19 protein-coding genes are annotated in these 23,026 nt (G+C 44.2%); 9 read left to right on the top strand and 10 right to left on the bottom strand.

The features are described 5' to 3' along the window. Positions 1-10: 10 nt before the first annotated feature. Entirely contained in the window at positions 11-820 is an 810-nt protein-coding gene (locus tag AB4329_RS10775; RefSeq protein WP_171733000.1) for a sterol desaturase family protein, read from the bottom strand. Positions 821-888: 68 nt separating this feature from the next. Here AB4329_RS10775 and AB4329_RS10770 point away from each other — a divergent pair, with 68 nt between their 5' ends. Next, complete coding sequence (locus AB4329_RS10770) at positions 889-1,635, top strand: tRNA-uridine aminocarboxypropyltransferase (RefSeq protein WP_193841325.1); 747 nt, start codon at positions 889-891, stop codon at positions 1,633-1,635. A 163-nt stretch (positions 1,636-1,798) separates the two neighbouring features. Beyond that, positions 1,799-2,707, top strand: coding sequence for an N-acetylglucosamine kinase (gene nagK / locus AB4329_RS10765; protein WP_017068179.1), 909 nt, complete (start codon positions 1,799-1,801; stop codon positions 2,705-2,707). Between the two features lie 185 nt (positions 2,708-2,892). Here nagK and AB4329_RS10760 read toward each other — a convergent pair whose 3' ends face one another. The 6 genes from AB4329_RS10760 to AB4329_RS10735 form a co-directional block, all read right to left on the bottom strand. Next, positions 2,893-3,159, bottom strand: a complete 267-nt coding sequence (locus AB4329_RS10760; RefSeq protein ID WP_017063882.1) for a DUF2960 family protein — start codon at positions 3,157-3,159, stop codon at positions 2,893-2,895. A gap of 299 nt (positions 3,160-3,458) precedes the next feature. Further along, positions 3,459-5,276: a bifunctional molybdopterin-guanine dinucleotide biosynthesis adaptor protein MobB/molybdopterin molybdotransferase MoeA gene (locus tag AB4329_RS10755; protein ID WP_372138278.1), complete on the bottom strand. Its 1,818-nt coding sequence runs from the start codon at positions 5,274-5,276 to the stop codon at positions 3,459-3,461. Further along, entirely contained in the window at positions 5,276-5,860 is a 585-nt protein-coding gene (gene mobA / locus AB4329_RS10750; protein WP_050634342.1) for a molybdenum cofactor guanylyltransferase MobA, read from the bottom strand. The genes AB4329_RS10755 and mobA overlap by 1 nt, the downstream gene beginning before the upstream one ends. Next, positions 5,838-6,557 (bottom strand): energy-coupling factor ABC transporter ATP-binding protein, encoded by a 720-nt coding sequence (locus tag AB4329_RS10745; protein WP_372138276.1) that lies wholly within the window; start codon positions 6,555-6,557, stop codon positions 5,838-5,840. Before AB4329_RS10745 ends, mobA begins: the two co-directional genes overlap by 23 nt. Positions 6,558-6,567: 10 nt before the next feature. Further along, entirely contained in the window at positions 6,568-7,266 is a 699-nt protein-coding gene (locus AB4329_RS10740; RefSeq protein ID WP_017068184.1) for an ABC transporter permease, read from the bottom strand. 210 nt (positions 7,267-7,476) lie between these two features. Further along, on the bottom strand, positions 7,477-8,283 hold the full coding sequence (locus AB4329_RS10735) for a substrate-binding domain-containing protein (protein WP_017077255.1): 807 nt from the start codon (positions 8,281-8,283) through the stop codon (positions 7,477-7,479). A 303-nt stretch (positions 8,284-8,586) separates the two neighbouring features. Between AB4329_RS10735 and AB4329_RS10730 the strand changes: the two genes are divergently transcribed. Further along, on the top strand, positions 8,587-10,050 hold the full coding sequence (locus AB4329_RS10730; protein ID WP_372138275.1) for a sigma-54-dependent transcriptional regulator: 1,464 nt from the start codon (positions 8,587-8,589) through the stop codon (positions 10,048-10,050). Continuing rightward, positions 10,040-12,067, top strand: coding sequence for a cache domain-containing protein (locus AB4329_RS10725; protein ID WP_372138273.1), 2,028 nt, complete (start codon positions 10,040-10,042; stop codon positions 12,065-12,067). The genes AB4329_RS10730 and AB4329_RS10725 overlap by 11 nt, the downstream gene beginning before the upstream one ends. 368 nt (positions 12,068-12,435) lie before the next feature. On the opposite strand, the gene AB4329_RS10720 is transcribed toward AB4329_RS10725, so the two are convergent. Both AB4329_RS10720 and AB4329_RS10715 read right to left on the bottom strand, forming a co-directional pair. Next, positions 12,436-13,323: a mechanosensitive ion channel family protein gene (locus tag AB4329_RS10720; RefSeq protein WP_017059614.1), complete on the bottom strand. Its 888-nt coding sequence runs from the start codon at positions 13,321-13,323 to the stop codon at positions 12,436-12,438. A gap of 1 nt (position 13,324) precedes the next feature. Then, a complete protein-coding gene (locus AB4329_RS10715) occupies positions 13,325-15,670 on the bottom strand; it encodes an ATP-binding protein (protein ID WP_017068188.1) in 2,346 nt (781 codons plus the stop codon). A 462-nt stretch (positions 15,671-16,132) separates the two neighbouring features. Here AB4329_RS10715 and AB4329_RS10710 point away from each other — a divergent pair, with 462 nt between their 5' ends. Further along, a complete protein-coding gene (locus tag AB4329_RS10710; RefSeq protein WP_009846736.1) occupies positions 16,133-17,716 on the top strand; it encodes an ABC-F family ATPase in 1,584 nt (527 codons plus the stop codon). 222 nt (positions 17,717-17,938) lie between these two features. Here AB4329_RS10710 and AB4329_RS10705 read toward each other — a convergent pair whose 3' ends face one another. Beyond that, positions 17,939-18,760: a formate dehydrogenase accessory sulfurtransferase FdhD gene (locus AB4329_RS10705; RefSeq protein ID WP_017068189.1), complete on the bottom strand. Its 822-nt coding sequence runs from the start codon at positions 18,758-18,760 to the stop codon at positions 17,939-17,941. 455 nt (positions 18,761-19,215) lie between these two features. Here AB4329_RS10705 and AB4329_RS10700 point away from each other — a divergent pair, with 455 nt between their 5' ends. The 4 genes from AB4329_RS10700 to AB4329_RS10685 all read left to right on the top strand — a co-directional run bounded on the left by AB4329_RS10700 (position 19,216) and on the right by AB4329_RS10685 (position 22,959). Beyond that, positions 19,216-19,677, top strand: a complete 462-nt coding sequence (locus AB4329_RS10700) for a DUF3305 domain-containing protein (protein WP_017059618.1) — start codon at positions 19,216-19,218, stop codon at positions 19,675-19,677. Beyond that, complete coding sequence (locus AB4329_RS10695; protein WP_102320204.1) at positions 19,667-20,350, top strand: DUF3306 domain-containing protein; 684 nt, start codon at positions 19,667-19,669, stop codon at positions 20,348-20,350. The genes AB4329_RS10700 and AB4329_RS10695 overlap by 11 nt, the downstream gene beginning before the upstream one ends. 299 nt (positions 20,351-20,649) lie before the next feature. Continuing rightward, positions 20,650-22,311 (top strand): 4Fe-4S dicluster domain-containing protein, encoded by a 1,662-nt coding sequence (locus tag AB4329_RS10690; protein ID WP_017059620.1) that lies wholly within the window; start codon positions 20,650-20,652, stop codon positions 22,309-22,311. Positions 22,312-22,320: 9 nt separating this feature from the next. Beyond that, positions 22,321-22,959 carry a molecular chaperone gene (locus AB4329_RS10685; RefSeq protein ID WP_017059621.1) on the top strand — a complete coding sequence of 213 codons (639 nt, stop codon included), beginning with the start codon at positions 22,321-22,323 and terminating at the stop codon, positions 22,957-22,959. Positions 22,960-23,026: the final 67 nt, after the last annotated feature.

Here is a 23,026-nt window from a genome sequence, read left to right as displayed (position 1 = left end):
TCTTGAGGCGTTAGGTCTTGTCTTTCGAATGAGGGAAGGAAGCGAATGGTTGGCGTAACATCAAGTCGAGCCTTTGTTCTTTTCCGTCTCGTATTTCTGGTACACCGATGCTTACCTTATCGTGACCAAGCTTGGGTTGAGCACGATACGTTTTAAACCAGATATCCCAAACTGATAAGAAGAACCCAAAGTTAGAGTGGGTCTCTTTGACGATCACTGAATGGTGCACTCGATGCATATCTGGCGTGACAATCACTTTACGAAGCTGCTTGTCGAACCATAAAGGTAAACGACCGTTGCTGTGATTGAACATAGCACTCACATTAAGCACAACCTCGAATATCACAACCGCTAGTGCGGGCACACCCAATACGAAAATCAACGCGACTTTAATTAACATAGATAAAATCATCTCGATGGGGTGGAAGCGGGTACCAGTTGTGACATCGATATCTAAATCGGCATGATGGACGCGATGAAGTTTCCACAGGACAGGGATACGGTGGAAGACTAAATGTTGAGTGTAAATGGCAAGATCTAATAACACGACACAAAGGAACACGGTGATTTCAAAGGGTAGGCGAATGTTATTGAACAGACCCCATTGATTTTGTTCCGCAATCAGTGCCGCTTGAAATGCCGCAACAGGTATTAATGTCGCCAATAAAACACTGTTAAGCGCCATTAATGAGAAGTTATTTCCCCAACGAAACCATTTATTTTGAGTCAACGTTTTTCTTGGCGCACGATATTCCCACAACGCACACAAAACAAAAGCGCTAATAAAGAAAACAAGGCGAAGCAGTGATGGGTCTTGCATGGGAATTCCTTCTATCATTCTAGGGACACTGTAAGTACAATCGTGCCACTTTTCTAGATTTATCGTTATTGTCCATGAGAATCCACGCTTTTCACCGTTTATATCAACACCGTTTGTCTCTTTCTACCAAGCCGTTTAACGCGCGCGGGTGTAAAGTGGTTCGATGTGAGTTCTGTAAAATCAAACAAGACAGCTGTATCTGTGAACATCAACCAGACGTAAATACGAACGTCGCGACCATGTTGATCTTATCGGACAATGAAATACTTAAGCCAAGTAATACCGGCCGTTTAATCCTTGATACCGTTAAAGACAGCTATGCCTACCTTTGGCACCGCACTGAACCGAATCAAGAGATGCTTGATGTGCTGAAAGACGATAAATATCAGCCTGTCGTGGTATTTCCTGAAGATTATACTGATGACAAATCGCGCGTGGTTGCTGACCTTGGTGAGATGCGAGATTCGAACAAGACGTTGTTGCTGATCTTTATTGATGGTAGTTGGCGTGAAGCACGACGTATTTTCCGTCGTTCAGAGTATCTGCAAGACTTACCGGTGTTGTCGATCGAACCAGAATCGGTTTCGCAATACATGATGCGTAAGTCAGACAACGAACAACATCTCTCGACTGCAGAAGTAGCGAGCTTGGTTTTGAAACAGGCTGGTGAAGAGCAGGGCGCAAAGACTTTACAGCTGTGGTTTGAGACATTTCGTGAAAGCTACATGCTAAGTAAGACGCGTTATAAGTCCGATCCAACCAAACCAAGCCTGAACGCTTTCATAGAGCACACTAAAAATGAGACGTCACTCTAACCTTTAACCGCTTTGTGCTGACTTGTTGTTCAAACAGATTCGAACACGAGATAAGTTTGTTATCCATCACGGTTTGTAGGGGGAGTGTTATGGATAATGCGTCCTAGATGTTTAATTTGAAAAATTTATTTGCCCGAATTTAGGGAAAAATTGGAGAGATTTCATGTATTACGGCTTCGATGTTGGCGGCACAAAAATTGAATTTGGTGCGTTCAATGAAAAACTTGAGCGAGTAGCAACAGAACGCGTACCAACGCCTACTGAAGATTATCAACTGCTACTTGATACGATTGCCGGTTTGGTGAAGAAGTACGACAGTGAATTTTCTTGCGAAGGTAAAATTGGTCTTGGTCTTCCTGGTATGGAAGATGCTGACGACGGCACAATGCTGGTTGTTAACGTGCCAGCTTCAACGGGGAAACCACTACGTAAAGACCTAGAAGCACTTATTGGTCGTAGTGTGAAAATTGAAAATGATGCGAATTGCTTTGCGCTTTCAGAAGCGTGGGATGACGAGCTTAAAGACGAACCATCAGTAGCAGGCCTAATTCTAGGTACTGGTTTTGGTGGCGGGTTAGTTTACGAAGGCAAAGTGTTCTCTGGTCGTAACCACGTTGCTGGTGAACTGGGCCATATGCGTCTTCCTATTGATGCTTGGTTCCACCTTGGCGACAACGCACCGTTACTCGGTTGTGGTTGTGGCAAGAAAGGTTGTCTAGACAGCTACCTATCAGGTCGTGGCTTTGAATTGATTTACGAGCACTATTTCGGCGAGAAGAAGAAAGCAATCGAGATCATTCAAGCGTACAACGAAGGTGAAGCAAAAGCGGCTGAGCACGTTGATCGTTTCATGGAGCTATTGGCTATCTGTTTCGCGAACCTGTTTACCGGTCTTGATCCACACGTAGTTGCATTGGGTGGCGGTCTTTCAAACTTCGAACTTATCTACGAAGAGATGCCAAAGCGTATCCCTAAATACCTACTGTCTGTAGCGAAATGTCCAAAGATCATCAAAGCGAAGCATGGTGATTCAGGCGGCGTTCGTGGCGCTGCATTCCTTAACATTAAGTAATCGTGACTTAAGTTAAGCTAGCTAAGGTTAGATAGTTAAAAGCACAAATAAAAATGCCGCAATCTCTTTCGAGGTTGCGGCATTTTTTATAGTTCAGCGTTTTCGTTTCTTTAGCTCTAAGAGCTTAGATCTTAATTACAAACGAAAAGCTAGAAGCGACATATCAAGCAAAAGAGCCAGAGGGCTTACTTCTTCTTTTTACCAACACCAAGATTGTCTTTTTGCTTCAACGTAAGCTTAGTAAAGCCAAGCTTGCGGAAGTAGTTGTCTTGGTAGTTGCGAACCGCTTTAGTATCAGAAATCAACTCAAGCTGTTGCTCAGTTTTTAGATACTCAGAGATATCGATGCCTTCAGCTGCAGCAACAGCTTCTTGGATCGTGCGGTGTTCTTGTTTTGAAAACAGTAACTCTTTGTCTTCGTCTTTGTAAGTGTACAGAATGGTACGAGCCATGGTGCTCTCCAATAGAATTATTACTTTGCGCGCACTCTACATAAAAAGCGTACGTGGCTCAAGGTAATGGTAAGAAATCTTAAGATTATCGTTCTAAACGTTTAGCGTAATTTAAGCTATTTGTCTTTTAGGAAACGAACAGGTTGTTTTTCTCGAAACGAAAAGAACAAAAAGCCCCTTAACATCGAAAGCTCGATAGAAGGGGCTTCGTCTATGTCTTGGCGAAGATCTTCCAAATCACTTAAAAGCTTCTAAATCAATTAAAAAGCTGCCAAGTCAATTTAAGTGTTTGCTTTGAGTTAAACGCGACCTTGCAGAGGAATGATCGTCACTGTCTCGCCAACTTTCACAGTATCAACTGCTGGAGAGATTTCGATTAAGCAGTTCGCTTCACTCATTGAACGCAGAATACCTGAACCTTGCTTGCCCGTTGTTTTCACTTCAAGCACGCCAGATTCATTCATCGAGAACACACCACGGCTAAATTCAGTACGGCCTTGGCGTGAGCGCAGTTGTTCAGTTGCTACAGCATTTGCTTTTACTGGTGTCCAGTTCGTTTGACCTTGAAGCTTGCGGATCGCAGGCTCAACAAAGTTAATGAACGACACCATCACAGCAACAGGGTTACCCGGTAAACCAAAGAACGGCTTGTTCTCAATCTTACCGTAAGCCAATGGGCGACCTGGACGCATGTTGATACGCCAGAAGTTGATTTCACCCAGTTTATCTAACGCAAGCTTGATGTAATCCGCATCACCAACAGACACACCACCAGAAGTCAAAACCATATCGGTTTCAAGCGACGCAGAATGCAGCACATCCATCATCTTCTGCTCATCATCTTCAATGATGCCGTAATCGACGATGTCACAGCCGAGCTTTTGAAGCATGCCGATAATAGTAAAACGATTTGAGTCATAGATAGAGTTTGGTTTTTGCTCGTGACCCGGCGCTTGAACTTCATCACCCGTAGAGAACACACCCACTTTCACTTTACGCAGAACAGGGCAGGTACCAAAACCTAACGACGCCATCATGCCCATTTCTGGCGCTTCAATGCGTGTGCCACGTGTAAAGACAGGTTGGCCGATTTCTAAATCTTCACCTGCCATACGGACATTTTGTCCAACCGAGATTTTAGCATCAGGGAAGCTAACTTTATCGCCATCTTGGACGGCTTGTTCACGCATCACGACAACATCAACGCCTTCTGGCATTGGTGCGCCGGTCATGATTTTAACGGCTTCACCTTGTTGCACGATTTGCTCGTAGCTGTGGCCCGCCATGACTTCAGCAACGATGTTGTAACTGTCCAATTCTAGATCTTCACTACGAATTGCATAACCGTCCATTGCAGAGTTGGTATTCTGAGGAACGTTGATTGGCGAAATCACATCTTCAGCCAGCACGCGGCCGTAGCCTTGCAGTAATTCAACACTCTCTGTGAGATCGAGTGCGTCAATGCTATCAACAATCTTTTGTTGGCCTTGAGTAACGGTTAAACCTGCAGGAGAGAACGAATCACAACAAACAGCTGGCGCTGCGTCTTTTGAAGATGAGCATGACACGGCTCTGCCTGTTGTAGAGACAAGGTCAAAGGACTGCGCGTAATCGATGATGAAATCACGAATCGCTTCTAAGTCGCTGATCGCCATTTGTGGCAGCTCTGATTCAACTTGGCTGTCTGCCGCGATAGCAATAATGTTGTTATCGTTTGGATATAACCAAGGTTTGCCCACTTCATCTCGGTGCAGTTCAATTTTAGGGAAGGCGATGTTCTTACAGCCTTCAACCAAAATCAGATCAAGGGTGTTGGTATCAAATCGAGTCAGCAGGTAATAAAAATCTGCTTCGGCTTCTGGTGTTTCTGTCATCATCACGTGACGATTACGCGATGCAATCAACATTTGGTTCGCGCCCGCTTTACGTAAGCGGTAACTGTCTTTACCCGGCTTATCGACATCAAAATCGTGGTGAGCATGTTTTAACACGCCAACTTTTAAACCCGCATCAGTCAACAGAGGAAGCAGGGCTTCAAGTACGGTCGTTTTGCCTGTACCGCTATAAGCAGCAAAGCCCAATAAAGGAAGGATAGGGCGTTGTTTAGAATCTTTCATTATTGAAGCGTTCCGAATTGGGTGAGTTCTTCTGGCGTGTTGAGATTAACAAAGCAGTTAGGAGAATCGCTGAAATCAACGTATTCGGTAACACACTCTTTGTATAGCAAGATGATTTTACGATCACCACGTTCCAAAAACGCTTCTAGCTTTGGCAGAACACGTTTGTGGAATAGGGTGAATACAGGTTGCTTAAATTCGCCATCATGCGCGACAAGAATGTCACTGTCTTCTTTAACTGCAGAACAAAAACGCTCAACAAGGTCGTCACTGATTTGTGGGCTGTCGCACGGGACAAAGCCAACCCAGTCGGTGTTCGCGTTTTTAAGGCCAGCATGAATGCCACCCAACGGACCCGGGTAGTCAGGGAAAGAATCGGAAACAACCGGAGCAAATGCTTTATAACTGTCTAAGTTACGATTGGCATTGATAGTGATGCTGACATCTTGTTGTGACAGCTTGTTTATAACGTATTGAATAAGCGGAGAACCGTTGAGCTCAACGAGTCCTTTATCTTTTCCGCCCATACGGCTGGCCTGTCCGCCAGCCAAAATAACCCAACTAGTTTGCGTTGGAAGCAACATAAATATTCTCTTGTGCTTTATCTTTCTGAATAACTTGCAGAAGCGGGGATTCGGTCAAAGTATTGTCTTTGATCCACCACTGCTTCTTACATAAATCGGTTAACGCGTTAGTTTGGTGACTGGTGATGACTAAACTCGCGCCTCTCTGAAGAAGATCTTCGGCCATAATCACCAATCTTTCAATAGATTCTTTGTCTAAAGAAGCACTTGGTTCATCCATAAGCAAGATTGAAGGCTTAAGAATCCAAGCTCGAGCCATTGCTACGCGTTGACGCTCACCGCCAGACAACACAGAAATATGCTCATCTGCCAGGGTTTCTAAACCTACCATTCTCAATGCATTAATTATTTGAGCTCGCTTATCTTTTTGGCTCTCTTTGTTAAAGCGAATGCCATAAGCGACATTTTGGTACACCGAGCCATCAAAAAGATAGGGGGTTTGATGCAGGTAGATGATGTCTTTGAACTTGAGTCGAGGGAATAATCTTTGTTGCCAGCTCTGTGTTGGAGACTGAATACGGCCAGAGCTCGGCTGAATTAATCCAGACAATATTTTAAGTAGGGTCGTTTTACCCACACCATTATCTCCTTTGAGATAAATGGCATCGTTGGGGCCGATCGACAATTCGGGAATATGGAACAAAACACGCTCTTTGTAGCGCATTGAAATTTGCTGCGTTGTTATTTTTATACTCATGACAGCGTTCCTAAGTTCTTAAATAGCCTTTTCCTCTCACACTGGAAAGGAAAAAGTTAAGGGCTAATGCCAATGCTAATAACACCATACCGAGGGCGACGCCTTGAGCGAATGCGCCTTTGTGGCTTTCCATAGCGATAGCTGTTGGGATGTTTCTTGTCATCCCCATAATGTTGCCACCGACCATCATTGAACAACCAACCTCAGTGACGATACGAGAGAAGGCAGCGATAGTTGCAGCTAAAAGAGGGAAGCGCGTTTCCCAAATTAACGTACACGCCACACGAGTCGTTGATACGCCAAGCGTGCGCGCCGTTTCAACCGCTCGGCGGTCACTGGCTTGGAGAGCGCCGTGCATCATCGCGACTAGGATTGGGAAACAGATCAGCATCTGACCTAGAATCATCGCCTTTTGGGTGAACAGTAATTCCCAATCACCGAGTGGGCCAGAACGAGAGAGCATCATGTACATCAACAAACCGATAACCACGGTTGGGATAGCTTGCAGGGTGTTGATCACCGATAACAATGCCCACTTCCCGGGGAACTCAGTATAAGCCAATAAGAAAGCCATAAGGATTGCAGGAACAATCACTAATGAGATGGCGGACAAAGATACGCTGAAGGATACCGCGACGATTTTCCACAATTCGTGGTCAAAACTCACTAGTAGGTTCATTGCATCAATCGTTGTTTGCCATAGGGTCATGAAGTATCTCGTGTGAATCGATAATAGATCTTTATCGGTAATGACTGATGTTAATCATAGCTGACACAAACTATTTGAGCTTGAATTGGCCAGCTATTGTTTTTAAGAGTGTTTCGTTAACTGTTTAGCTAAGTGTAGTGCTTGTTGGTTTTGACTACACCTTCAACGCTACGCTTTACTTACAAGCAACGACTCATTGCTTACAATCAGCTATTCTGCGCTCGCAACAAACAGCTGTTTGCCGTGCAGTTTAAAGTCGTTAATCAGTTTCTGACCTTTAGGGTTAACCAGCCAATCACTGAATACTTTCGCAGCTTGGTAGTTGATGCTCGGGTAGCGTTCTGGGTTAACAAGAATCACTTGGTAAGGGTTAAACAGGTTTTTGTCACCTTGGAAAAGGATTTTAAGATCCAATTTGTTTTGGTAAGCCAACCAAGTACCACGGTCTGTCATGGTGTAGCCTTGCATCTCTGACGCCATGTTCAGAGTAGGGCCCATGCCTTGACCCACACTGCGATAACCACCGAAGTTTGGTTCCATTTTAGTTTGTGCCCAAATACCCATCTCTTTCTTATGAGTACCAGAGTCGTCACCACGAGAAACAAAGGTCACGTTATTGTTCGCGATTGCTTTGAACACATCAGTCACTGCTTTTTGAGATTCAATCTTCGCTGGATCGCTTTGAGGACCAACAATGACAAAGTCGTTGTACATCAGCTTGCGAGGTAGAACCCCGTAACCTTGTTCAACGAAATTCGCTTCAGCCTTTGGTGCGTGAGTCATCACTAGATCTACATCGCCATTCTCACCCATGCGAAGTGATTTACCTGTACCCGCCGCTAGAACATCAACTTTGATACCAGAATCTTTTTCGAACTCAGGTAATAAGTAGTCAAGTAGACCAGAGTGGTAGGTACTTGTGGTGGTCGCCAATTTGATATGGGTGGTGTCTTCCGCGCTGCTAGCCGTGTAACTGACGATAGATAGAGCTGCAATAGTTAGGGGAATTGCTTTCATTATTATTATGTCCATTCTGTTATAAATGAATGACATGCCTTTAGTATTAAAGGGCTCAAAAAAGGGCATGTGCATAAGACGCTAATTGTTGTAATTAGAAATCTACACCTTATAAGCAATCTTAATGCCAATAAATCATGCATCAGGTCTCATTAAATTGCTGTTATTTCGGACAAAACTGCGTCATTTAGCCCTCTAAAATGAATCAAAACATGAGCTAGGACAAAATGTCGCACATTGTCCCTGTTGAACAAAAGGTTAATTGGTACACTCTGTCCCAACTTTCCCCACCGGCTAATCATTATGTCTTTACCTAGTTCACCTGCACCCAACCTCAACCCGAACACATTGACTCAATATCAAGCGTTTTCCGTCTTGGTTGTGGATGATGAAATGGGTATGCAGGCTATTTTAAAGAAAGCACTGGGTAAGTTCTTTGGCAAGGTATCGAGTGCAGGGTCGGTTGAAGAAGCCGAAATACTGCGTTCGAGCGAGCATTTTGATCTGATTGTCCTTGATATCAACCTACCAGGCCGCTCTGGCATTGAGTGGGAAGAGGCGTTTAACGACAACGACAAACGCGCCGATGTGATTTTCATGACGGGTTATGCCGATCTAGAGATGACCATATCCGCGCTTAAGCTTGGTGCTTCAGATTTTATTCTTAAGCCGTTCAACCTCGAACAGATGATACAAGCGGTTCTGCGTTGTATGGATAAGCGACTCGACCAAAGAATGCAGTACGCGTTGAAGCGTGATGTGAGTCGTCATATCAAGACTGAACTGATTGGCAATTCAGACAAGACCAAACAACTTAAATTGCTGATCAGTCAATTTGCACCGTCTCGAGCGTCCGTCTTGATAGAAGGTGAGTCGGGTACCGGCAAAGAGCTGGTTGCTCGTGGTGTACATGAAGCCAGTAAACGCACAGGTCCATTTGTGCCAATCAACTGTGGTGCGATTGCTCCAGAGCTTCTAGAAAGTGAACTGTTTGGACATACCTCAGGCGCATTTACTGGTGCGAAGAAAAACCGTGAAGGTCTTTTCCGAGTCGCAAGTGGTGGCACCTTGTTCCTTGATGAAATTGGTGAAATGCCACTGCCAATGCAAGCTGCATTGCTACGCGTGTTAGAGCAAAGAACCATTCGTCCAGTCGGTAGCGAAAAGGAAATTTCCGTTGACGTACGAGTGGTGGCGGCGACCAACCGAAATCTTCAAGAAGAGGTCGATAAAGGGCACTTCCGCCGCGATCTGTTCTACCGACTCAATGTACTTAAGATTGATGTGGTGCCATTGAGAGAGCGCCCGTCAGACCTGATTGAACTTGTTCCATACTTTACTCGTCTTTTATCGAGCGAGCTTGGCATGCCAGTTCCAAATTGGGCACATGAAGATATCTTGGCGTTGAACGAATACGAATGGCCGGGAAATATTCGTGAACTTAAAAACTTAGTCGAACGATGCATTCTTTTAGACAAGCCACCAGCACACTATTGGCGCGAGATTAATGGTGATCCTGTTCCCGCTAGCATTTCAGTGACGGTGTCACATGGTGCGGAAATGCCAAACTTGAATAATGCAGACGCTGCCGAGGGTTATCCAAACACTTGGACACTCAAAGAAGTAGAAAAATCTCATATAGAACAGCTGGTTAGTTTTCATGATGGCAATAAATCGGCAGCTGCAAGAGATCTTGGCGTCGCACGTAAAACGCTAGAGCGTAAGTACAAAGATTGGAACACAGAAGGCTCTGAATATGCCGATTAGACGTCGTTGGTGGTCAAAGTGGGCGTTCCGATTCAAAACCATGGTTCGCTACCGATTATTATTCCTAACATCAGCTCCGATCATTCTGACCTTGTGCGCGCTTGTGGCTATCACACTGTATTGGTCAATACATTACACGTGGCAGGGCGCTCTGATTGATGTTGATGAACGCTTGGATGTTGCCGATAACAGTATTCACCTGATCCAAAATCAGCAAGCATACAACGTTCGTGCGTTCGCCGAGTCTTATAACTTTCGAACCAAACTCGCGAGTGATCTTTCACACGAAGAACTAACTCGCTGGGTGTCTGAGAACAAATCTCGCTATGAGCTCGATTTTCTGCGCTGGCGCAGTGTCGAGAGCATGGAAAAGAAACTCGAATATCTAAACTTAACTCACAAGCCTTCATTTTTCAGTGTCTTAAGCCGTAATGAACTCAATTATCTCGATCGTGACCTCGCTAAAAAAGCGGAAGTTCCGATGCTCAACGGGCAAGAGGTCGAGACTCGCGGATTGGTAAGCCGAACCGTTGTATCCATCAAAGATGAACATGATCATGTGATTGGTTTTCTGGATGGTGGGATCTTACTGAATAACAGTACTCAACTTGTTGACCAAATCAGTAACCTTATCTATCCACAACGAGAAGGTTTTAATCGTCATATAGGAACGGTCACGGTTTTCCTTGATGATCTTCGTGTTAGCACCAACGTGCCTTTGAGCAGTGAAGACAGTGTAGGGCGCGCCATTGGTACACGTGTTTCTCACGAGGTTCACTCGAAAGTCTTGAATGAAGGTAAAGAGTGGCTAGATCGAGCGTATGTTTACGATGCTTGGTACATCACAGCTTACCAACCAATCCATGACCAGTTTAATAATGTGATTGGTATGCTTTACACCGGTTATTTGATTTGGCCGCTGATAGAAACGTACTTGACCAACCTTGGCGAAATTAGCATTACCATTGTGTTGCTTCTGTTGGCATCCGGTTTGATCGTTCACCGTGGCGCACGTGATCTTTTCAACCCAATCGAACGCATTCATAAGGTCGTCAAGCTAGTCCAGATGGGGCAAGACAAGCGAATTGGTGCGCTAGGTTTGGATGATCAACACGAACTGACACTGCTCGCTAAACAATTCGACAAGATGTTGGATCTACTGCACGAGCGCAATCAAGAGATTCAACAAGCGGCGTCTGAACTTGAGTGCAAAGTGCATTCTCGTACCGCGAGTTTGAAAGAGAAAACTGAAGAACTCGAACTGCACATCAAGCTTCTCAATCAAGCCAGAGATAAGCTGGTGGTCAATGAAAAACTGGCCGCGTTAGGTGAATTAACGGCAGGTATTGCTCATGAGATCAATAACCCAACCGCCGTGATTCTTGGCAACGTTGAACTGATGAAGTTTGAACTGGGCGATGAAGTGAGCCGTGTAGATGAGGAAGTCCACGCGATCATGGAGCAGATTGACCGAATTCGAAATATCACACGAAGCCTGCTTCAATACAGCCGTCACGGCGGCGTACAAGACGAAATTACGTGGCAACATATCAACCCAATAGTGGATGAAAGTATTACGCTCGTAAAAACAGGTGCGAAGAAGAAAGGCATTGTGTACGTATCGCAGCTGAACGCTAAAACCTCAGTCGAGGTCAATCGAAACCAATTGCTACAGATTCTGGTTAACCTACAAATGAACGCGATTCATGCAATGGACGGTCAGGGCACGTTAACCATTTCGAGTGAAGACTGGGTTGAAAATGGTGTGTCTCATGGCGCTATCGTTCATGTTCAAGATGAAGGCTGCGGTATTAAGGAAGAACAACTGAAACGTATCTTCTCGCCTTTCTATACCACCAAACGAGATGGCACGGGCTTAGGGTTGTCAGTATCTCAGAGTATCTTGAGCCAAACTGGCGGCGAGATCCGAGTTGAATCTGAGGTAGGTAAGGGAAGTTGCTTTAGTATCTATCTTCAACAGAAAGCGACACCTCAATTGCTTGTATCAAACCTATAAGTTCTAAGAACTCATTCACTGATATTATCATCTGATAATATTTCTAACGCGCTTGGGCTATTACACGAACGTTTTAGCCCAAGCACGAAAATTCTGCACTACTAATCTATCGCAAACCAAATCTCAACTCGCTGCAAATGAGGTACTCCAAGCCTCACAATCGCTCGCAGAAGACAGTCAGAAAATGGCGAACACTACAGAACACCTTACTGAGCAATTGAAATACTTTAAGGTTTAGCATCAATAGGACTATTAGCTTAAAGATAAAAAGCTCATAAAAAACACCTCCGCACTTGCGATAAGTTCGGAGGTGTTTTTATTTATGGCTAGCCATTTGCTATAAGCAACAAACGTCTAAAGCATCAAGCCTAATGCGCCGCTACTGAAATTTTCGGTGGGTTGATGTTGTGCTTCTTAAACTCTTTCATCACACGCAAAGTAATGTCGGTTTCAAACAGCTTCTCATACGCAGTATCCACAACGTAAGCCTTACAAGTTAGCTGTATTGCTAGGTAGTTATCGGTAATCGTCTGTTTAACCAAAACCGTTACAGGTTTCGGCAAGTGGATATAACGACTTGAAGACGCCGCTTCTTGAATCAGATCGCGGGCTAGGGTGATGTCTTCATCCATACCAACGTAAAACGGAATCACCACCTGCATGTCCAACGCACCGTAGTTACCACTGGTGGTCACTTCATTTAAGAACTTGTTGTTCGGAATGGTAATGATGTCATCGTTCAGGGTTCTCATTCGCACTGAACGCAAACCAATGGTAATGATATCACCGTAGTTGCCTTCGAACGTGACGCGGTCACCAACTTGAAAGGGCCTATCAATCATTACCGTGATGCCCGCGATGAATGAAGCTGCCAAATCTTTAAGCGCAAAGCCGACTGACACGGCGAGGGTACCACCAATCAAAGCCAGTATTTGGTCGTTGATTCTAAAGCTCATCATGAACACGATAAGACCTGTGCTCACATAGATAAAGAACTGAGTAAACGACTGCAGTTTCTGTAGCAGCATTCGGTATTGCACGAATTGGCTACCAAAACTGGTCACCATCGAGTTGATAAACTTAAGCAGTAACCACATCGCAGCAATAACGATCATGGAGAAGAACACGCCGCTCCATCGCACTAGACTCGCTATCTTTGAGATGTTTTCTACATTGGCTAACTCTTCCGTCGCAAAGATCGGGAAACTGACAGCACTTGCCAAGCCAACAAATAGTAGGATAAATAACTTCTTCATTTTACTTCACCAGTAGATGTTGACGGTCGAGAACGTTAGTAATGTGGCGGAACCAGTGCTCGGAAATTCGAGCCTTTTCTTCATGCCAACCAATATAACCACGGCTTTCAAAGTAACGCAGAATGCCGGTTATCTCAGCCGTGCTTAGCTGCGTACAATCAGACAAGACTTCCGGAGACGCGATTTCCAACTGCACGATAGAACGAAGTACAGCCAACATAGGTTTTGGCATGTTTTCCAGCTCCTGTGCTTCAGGAACATGGAACAAGCGCACCACGGCTTGATCGGTATCTTTGTTCCGATTTAAAGAGAGTCGGAAGAAGCGCAGCGCAACGGTAGGGTTACCATCAGAGTAATGCCACAAGATTCGGTAGAAGCCTTGACGTGCGCGATCTTCCTCGCTCATGTCATCTTGGTCCCACTGTTTAGGCACCACCAAACCATCAAACGATAACGGCTTCTCAAGCTCCGTATTAATACGGCTATTTAGAAGCTCACCGACTTGTTTCTCTGTCCAACGCGGAAGGAAACACACCAAGTCAAACAGCAAACGTTCGCCACGCGCTCGATCGACAAACCGCCAGCTTGATTTGGCGATCGATATCACGACACGGTGGTTCTTTTTAGAACGACGCAGTAGATTGGTTAAACGTATCAGATCAGACAAGCCGCCAACCATTGGCTTAACTAGACGTTGTGCATTATCGATCGCAATCAAGTACGTGGTCTTGCTTTTACGAAGGTGAGCCAAGATCTGAATCTCAGTCGCTTTTTCTTCCAAGCCGATGCTCACCGCTAGATGCGCTAACAGCTCTTGATAACCAGCGTAAGGGCAACTTACGTAGACAGGTTCAGCGTTAGAGACTTTGTGCAGCAGTGTATAAAGCAGCGTTGTTGCGCCCACACCACGTTCACCTGAAACAATACAGATAGCAGGGCTGTCTGACATCAAGTAGCGAGACAGTTGCTTAACCTCATCACCGGCGTAATCAATCAGCGTGCTGTCGATATTACCCGGAAGAATGTATTCATAGGTTTGATCGCCTTTGATTCGAACCAAGTTTTGCTGATTCTTGTCAAGGTCAGACTGCTTAGCCACTTCAATTCTAAACAGGTACGCCAAAGCTTGGCTAAACAGTGTGTAATTAGACAGTAAGGCCATGATGCGGTGTTGGAAGTTGTAAACACTCAACCATACGATGCCAATGGCCGTCGCCAATATATTAAGTAAGAAGGTATCCTTGCGGTTTACTGCCCAGTTCACCCATACCGGACGATCAGAGATGTGTTGCAGCGTATCGAAGACTTTCGCACGCCATAATCTAAGCACTGAAATGGTAACTAGTACAAACCAGAAAAATAGGGCGCTGTAGATCCAGCTATAGATAGTGCCTTTGCCTAGCGTGATACTCGATATTTGCAAAGTCACACCCGCAACAATGAAGCTCCAAACATAACGGCGAATGGTCGATAGGCGCAGCGCAATCACTTCTTGATTGGATGTGCGGCCCAAACGATACGCAAATTCCAAAATAAAGCTGATAGCAATCGAACCACCTAGAATCCACCAAGTGAAGATCTCAAGGAAAATCAGGTGTTGCAGGCTAGGGATGCTGGAGAGCACTCTTAGAGAAAGCGTAATCGCAATTAACCAAGCAATCGCACGATCAGCGCGGCTGATGTACCAGATCACACGTACTAAAAATGGAGGGTTCGTTTTCGCTTCAAGAAAATTAATTCTGAACAACTCAATCAAACGAGTGCTATTGGCAAGCCACCACGCTAAACCAAAATAGATAAACAACACTTTTAACGATGCACCAATCACAGGCACTGGCGAAATAAAGATGTCTTTAACGAGCGCTTTAAAGCTACGAATTTGGAAGTAAACAAGATACTCAATGTTGAGCTTGGTTAATTCCCATTCTTGCTTAAATTGAGTTACACCGTAGGGGCCAAAACCCGTTAGGCGCTCTTTATTAGCGGAATTCGTCTGCTCTAACAGGTGTTGCTTGCTCACATTCAAGCTATTCAAAGTGACGTAACTGGTTTGAACGGCAAACCATTGATCGGCGTCGTTGTTCGCTCTGTAGGCTTTTATCTGTTGCTCGAAGGTTTTGATTTCCTGCTTTTGAACTTGTAGCACTTCAGCGAGCAATATATTGACTTGGCGTCTGTCCGACGGTTCCATAAAGAGGGGGTCGGGTAACGAATCAATTCGATCATCGAGATCAACAGCAGAATCGGATACCTGCGGCTGAGATTGTAAGTCATATTCCAAGTTGGCATGACTAGGCCAAGAGAGAATGGCCAAAGTGAGGATTAAGAAGCGCGATAGTGAACGCATAAAAGTCTCTTAGAATTATGAGGTTAGGATTACTATAGTTAGATAATCTGACTTTGTGAAATCCAACCCCGTGTCGGGGGCGAGTACTTTATTCCTGTTTCGAGCGATTTTGTCATGAAATTGTCAGGGATTAGGCTAGTATTTGAGCATCTTTATTATGTCTTCTGTTGCGTTGATCGGGTTGGCTTTTACTGTGACCAATCAGCATACGATATATTCAATGGTTGGCATGATTTGGGACGTTATATACCGCCCATTATGGTGCGCTGTTCGATATTTTGTTTTTCCTTAAAATCGACGGTTTTACGGCGATAAATAGAAAACCAAAAATGTGAGTCAGTTCAAACTATGATTTGGCTAGGTTATCACTCACTTAATGGCCAGTAATTGCAATCAATACTTGCAGTTAAAGCCCTGAACAAGTAACGTTGCGGCGTTTTTCACATTAAAAAGGTAATGGCATTGATCTCCACAGCAAATATCACCCAACAATTCGGCGCTAAGCCACTTTTCGAAAATATTTCAGTTAAGTTCGGCGAAGGCAACCGCTACGGTTTAATCGGCGCGAATGGCTGTGGTAAATCGACGTTCATGAAGATCCTATCTGGTGAACTTGAGCCAAGTGCTGGTAACGTAAGCTACGATCCAAACGAGCGCGTTGCTAAGCTAAACCAAGACCAGTTTGCTTACGAAGAATTCACGGTAATCGACACGGTTATCATGGGTCACAAAGAGCTTTGGGCTATTAAGCAAGAGCGTGACCGCATTTACTCTTTGCCAGAAATGAGCGAAGAGGACGGCATGAAAGTGGCTGACCTTGAAGTTCAGTTCGCTGAAATGGACGGCTACATGGCAGAAGCTAAAGCTGGTGAGCTTCTTCTAGCGGTAGGTATTGAAGAATCAATGCACTTCGGTCTGATGAGCGAAGTAGCACCGGGTTGGAAACTTCGTGTTCTATTGTCTCAAGTACTGTTTGCAGACCCGCATATCATGCTTCTTGACGAACCAACGAACAACCTGGACATGGACACCATCAAGTGGTTGGAAGATACGCTAAACCAACGTAACTGCACAATGATCATCATTTCGCACGACCGTCACTTCCTAAACTCTGTTTGTACACACATGGCTGACCTTGATTACGGCGAACTTCGTCTATTCCCAGGTAACTACGATGAGTACATGACGGCTGCGACTCAAGCTCGTGAGCGTCTACTGTCTGACAACGCTAAGAAGAAAGCACAAATTGCTGAACTTCAAACGTTCGTATCTCGTTTCTCTGCTAACGCATCTAAAGCGAAGCAAGCAACGTCACGTGCTAAGCAGATCGATAAGATCCAACTAGACGAAGTTAAAGCGTCTAGCCGTCAAAACCCATTCATCCGTTTCGAACAGTCTAAAGAGCTATTCCGTAACGCACTTGTGGTTGAAAACCTATCTCAAGGTTTTGAAGAAGACCTATACAACAAGTTCGACGGTATTTTCGAAGTAGGTGAGCGTGTTGCTATCATCGGTGAGAACGGTGTGGGTAAAACAACACTACTTAACACACTAGCTGGCGCTCTTGAGCCTCGCACAGGTGAGTACAAGTGGTCTGAAAACTCAAACATCGGTTACTACGCTCAAGATCACGCACACGATTTCGAGACAGACATGAACTTGTTTGATTGGATGAGCCAATGGCGCCAAGAAGGCGAAGACGAGCAAGTTGTTCGTGGCTTCCTAGGTCGTATGCTATTTGGTCAAGACGACATTAAGAAATCTGTAAAGGTTATCTCTGGTGGTGAGCAAGGTCGTATGCTTCTTGGTAAGATCATGATGCATAAACCAAACATCCTTCTAATGGATGAGCCAACAAACCACATGGATATGGAATCTATCGAAGCGCTTAACTTGGCTCTTGAGAACTACAAAGGCACATTGTTCTTCGTATCTCACGACCGTGTATTCGTAGACTCGCTTGCAACTCGTATCCTTGAAATCAAAGATGGCAAGATCAACGATTTCCGCGGTACTTACGCTGAGTTCTTGAAAGCACGCGGCTAAGCTTTAAGTTAGCCTTAGTTTTCAACTCTATGCGTTGGAAATTAAGCTATAAATTGAAAATTAAAAACGCCGTCATACTAAAAAGCATGACGGCGTTTTTGTATCTAGCTAAGTTTCTATGTATTTATCCTTGATGGGTCACTAACTATTTACATCAGAACTTTACAATTAGAAGCGGTTAGTGAATCACCAATCAAACCTACGCTTTTTTCCGACTGCTGATTATTCACCTTTCACATCAAAGTCAATCTTGTCTGCACCCGTGAACACTTGGAAGCGTAAACCTTTAGCGCGAGCAATCGTAGTGATGCCGAACTTCTGCGCTAAATCTAAGCCCATTTGTGTAACGCCAGAGCGTGACAGTAGTACAGGGATTCCCATCTGCGCAACCTTAATCACCATCTCAGACGTTAAACGGCCTGTGGTGTAGAAGATCTTATCTTCACCTGTCTCTTTGTTAAGCCACATCTCACCAGCCAATGTATCAACGGCATTGTGTCGGCCAACATCTTCAACAAACGATAGAACCTTGTCGTCTTTGCAAACAGCACAGCCATGAACCGCACCCGCTTTCTTGTAGGTGTCGTTATAATGAGTCAGCGCTTCTAGAGCCGTATAGATTTCAGATTGCTTAATCTTGGTTTGAGGCACTTGGTAATCTTCCAACTGCTTCATCACGTTGCCATACATAGTGCCTTGACCGCAGCCAGAGGTTACTGTCTTCTTCTTAAGCGCTTGCTCAAGTTGGCTTGTATCTTCTTTGGTGATAACCGCTGCTGAGCTGGTTTCCCAGTCGATGATGATTGATTCAACGGCTTCTGGATCAGAAAGGAAGCTTTGGTTTTTCAAATAACCCAAGACTAATGCTTCCGGGCGTGAACCCAATGTCATTAGAGTTACGATCTCTTTCCAGTTCAACATAACGGTAAGAGGGCGCTCGCACGCAATTTGTTTCGTTAGCTTTTCGCCATATTCATCAAACACTTCAACTTCGATGGTCTGAAGTGGGTTTTCACTGGTTTTTATTATGTTTGGTTTTACCACAGTCATTTCCTACTTAATGAGATAGCGATTTTATGAGATAAGAAGTCAACAAGAGCAATAAGGCTCTCATTCATTAATGCGCTAGTTTGTTGATTCGCTATGGCCTAGATTTCGATTATCGTTCTCGAACATGCCATAGATCTGTGAATACATAGCTCTGTGAAGAACATTAGCGAATTAGCTAAAGCAAATCTTATTCCAAAATAACGGGGATTGATGGAAACATGAAGCATTAGATTAAAATAGCGCAAAATATGAGAGTTCACCGGGTGGAGTTGTCTGAAATAACCAGTATCGACTAACGTTATAGTGACAACTTGATAACGAACGCTATAGATACGCTCTCGCAGTTAATCCGTATTGGCGTGTTTATTGCTTTATGGGGTGTATATGAATGCACACAGTACAAAATGTCCTAAGTGCATTCAGACCAAAGAAAATCAATTGGGTGAAGTATGTCTGAGATAAAAGAATTCAAAGAACAATATGAAAAAACAGAAGCAGCTTGGCCAATCGGTGTCCAAAGAATAGAGAAAGAGATCAAAACTGGCATTTGGGTAACAACTCAATGGGAACTCATCGGTTTTGAATTATCACCTGAACATGAAACCCCAGACGTATGTTTGCTTCAGTTGCACAAAGACGAACGTACCGACTACCGCTTCAATCTAAGCTCTCAGCAACCTAAGCTATTCTTAGTTATGGATAATGTTGACTCCGGTAAACCTATTATTCAATTACTGACAGCATCACAAACAGTCGCAGGCCAATACATGGACGGAGATAACCAAGTATTGTCTTACGACATGCCATTGCCTGTACAAGCTTGGATGGAAGCATTCATCGGTCGTCATGGCGAGTTATTAGAAGCAAGACGTAAGAAACGTAAAGGCGCGGGTCGATCAAATGGCAACTAACTTTTTTAGCCGTTGGTCTCAACGAAAGCTTGATGAATCAACCGACCAACCTTTAGAAGCGCAACAAACGCTTGAGGAAACTGAGCTTACTTCCACTGAGGCTTCGTCTGCTGCTTCATCTATAGACGCAGAAACATCGGAGTCACTAGAACGTGGAACTTTGGAAAAAGAGTCTCCAGAACACGCTGTCGATTCTCAAACTATTGACTCTCAGGAGATAGCATCAGAAACGACTGAAGACTTGTCTGTTGCTCAATTATTGGTGTCAGAAGCTTCAGAAAGCGTAAAAAAAGCGGCATTGCGTAAATTATTCCTCTCAGAAGAATTCAACGTTCGTGATGGTTTAGATGATTACGACGACGATTACAGTAATTTGAAGTCTCTTTCTGAAGGGGTTGCGGAAACCTTGCGTGATTGGGTTAAAGACAAAACGGAAGAAGAAACTGCGCCAGAAGAAGAGCAAATCATTGATAATAAAGACGAAGGTGAAGTTTTAGAAAATTCTGAAAGCGATCTTGAGGTATCTGATAATAAACTTGAAACGTCAGAAAGTGCCGAAATAACCGAACAAGAAAAAGAACTGTATAAAAACACAGTATCGGATAATAACGCTACAATGTCAGACGAAGCAGACCTGAAAGAGGTGGGACAAAATATACCACACAAAGAATAGGTACATTTTGACTAAACACTCAATGAACCGCTTGCGACAAAATGTCCCAAGCGGTTTTTTTATACGCACAATAAACGTTATATAGGATTAAATCACTGAAATATAAGGCATATTAAATTGGCATGGCATTTGCAAAATAACGTTCATTATCAACTTTTTTGTAGATAGACGAGTTCACGGTCTGACGAACGACACACTGGCTAAAGGGTTAGTTGTTAACGGATTACTCAGCAAGTTCTCTCTCGCTTACTACAATAAAGGTTGAACAGATTATCCATGTCCAAAGATGGAACTGAGCAATGCTTAAACAATTATTAGAACAAGCAAATTCAAATAACGCTAAAGCAAGACTGTATGCATTTGAAAATACAGTTGAGTTAACAAATCTGATTCCACCTACTGTTAGCTACGAAAGCGGCGGTAATACACTTGTTATTGGTCCAACTGCGATCATTGAAAGTGCTGCGGCTCAATTACCTCAATTGACGAGCCTAACCTTATTGTCAACAGATGGCGAAAAGGGCACAAACCCAGAACTGTACTTCGCGAATTCGGTTCAAGTATCCGGTTTCCTTGGCACGTTTGAAGTTGTGATCGAAAACAAAGGCACATCAAGCAATCTAGCGAAAGTCGCGATTAATCACGATTGTTTCGATGTTGTTTTAGACCTATGTCTGAATAGCTGCATGACAGAAGAAGTACCTGTACCGGGTTATTACCCAGTAGGTCGTGGCTATCCAAAACTTGCTGAAGCACTGGAAGAGATTCCAACGCTTATGGGCACATTTGATAAGCCTAAGTTCTTCCGTCTCGACACTGACCTTTGCGCGCACAGTTCTCGTGGCGTAAAAGGCTGTGAGCGTTGTGTAGATGCTTGTCCTGCTGGCGCACTATCAAGTGAAGGCTCTGATAAGACGGGTCACAAGATTGAGATTAACCCTTACCTATGTCAAGGCGTTGGTACTTGTGCAACTAGTTGTCCTACAGAAGCGATTACCTATGCGCTGCCAAACCCTGATGACACTCAAAAGTTTATTGAACGTACGCTAGCTAATTATGAGCAAGCGGGTGGTCTGGATCCAATCGTACTTATCTGTAGCTCACGTCATGAGACTTACAACGTGATGGCTCTTAAAGCGCTACCAGATAACGTGATTCCAATTGTCGTAGAAGAACTGCCATCTATTGGTATCGATACTTGGTTTGCAGCTTTAGTTAATGGCGCAACTCAGGTTCTGTTTGCCGCATCTCGCTTTATGCCAGAAACGATCATTCGTGTTCTGAATAACGAAGTAGGGATTGCTCAAGAACTACTAGATCAAATCGGTATTCCAAAAGAAACCATCGATATTCTGTACTTAGAATCTCTACGTGAATGTCCTCCAACACTTTGTGTGGATTCATTCGACCTTGCACTTGGCGATCTTCAAGGCAACAAGCGCCAACGTCTATTTACAGCACTTGATGCGATGTCTTCAGCTCGTATTCCTGTTGAAAATATTGTTGAGCTTCCGTCAAACGCACCTTACGGCAACGTTTCGTGTGATAGCAAAGATTGTACGTTATGTATGAGCTGTGTGGCTGTGTGTCCGACACGTGCACTTCATACCGACGGGGCTTCTCCATCACTTAAATTTGTAGAACAAGACTGTATTCAATGTGGCTTGTGTGAAAAGGCATGTCCTGAAAATGTTCTGACTCTTACGCCTCGTATGAACTGGGTAAAAGAAGAACGTCAAAAAGCAGTTGTGATTCATGAAGAGAAAGCTGCGGAATGTGTACGTTGCCATAAACCATTCGCACCTCAGTCTATGATTGACATGTTACAGAACAAGTTACGCGGTCACTCTCACTTTTCAGATGAAGCAGCGATTAATCGTATTGCTATGTGTGAAGACTGCCGTGTGGTGGATATGTTCGATTCAATGGCTCAAGACCCATTGAAACAATTGAAATACTAGGAGTTAGCCTTGGAAACGAATTTGGATCAGGCACAAGAACAGACACTAAGAACTGAGATCTATTTGGTTCTATCCGCACTGTTTCGCAGCGCACCTTCTGAAGAGGTGATCGACTTTCTAAAAACACTCGATATTGAAGCGTCTGAAAGCGCAATGCAAAAGGCTTGGATTGCCATTCAACAAGCGGCAACAGAATCAAACCGTGAAGCTCTTGAAGACGAATATCAAGATTTGTTCATCGGTATTGGGCGTGGAGAAGTCGTTCCATTTGGTTCTTGGCATCGCACTGGCGCCATGATGGAAAAACCATTGGCAGAGATTCGTCATGACTTAGAGCTTTTAGGCATTGAGCGTGACGATCAAGTGAAAGAGCCGGAAGATCATATCGCAGCACTGTGTGAAGTGATGGCGATGCTAACGGCTGAAGAAGAAGCACTGCAACAGGCGGTATTCAATAAGCACCTTGGCCCTTGGTTTAACTCTTTCACGCGTCAGCTTGAAGGGGCAGAAAGCGCGAACTTCTACAAATCGGCCGCTCAACTGTGTGAAGCATTCTTAACGTTAGAACAAGTGCGTTTTAGCGTGAATACAAAAAGCAGTAAGCACAAATTAAAGATTGATGTGAAAAACGTCACTGATTACGAGTAATCGAGCAGTACGCGATTATATCGATAGAGGGGCATTAAGCCTCCAAAAAAAGATCTACCGTAAGGTA

Origin of the sequence: Vibrio sp. 10N.261.54.A5, assembly GCF_041471145.1 — a bacterium.
Lineage (GTDB): Bacteria > Pseudomonadota > Gammaproteobacteria > Enterobacterales > Vibrionaceae > Vibrio > Vibrio crassostreae_C.
Note: the sequence above shows the minus strand (reverse complement) of the source record. Positions and strands in the feature narration are given on the sequence as shown.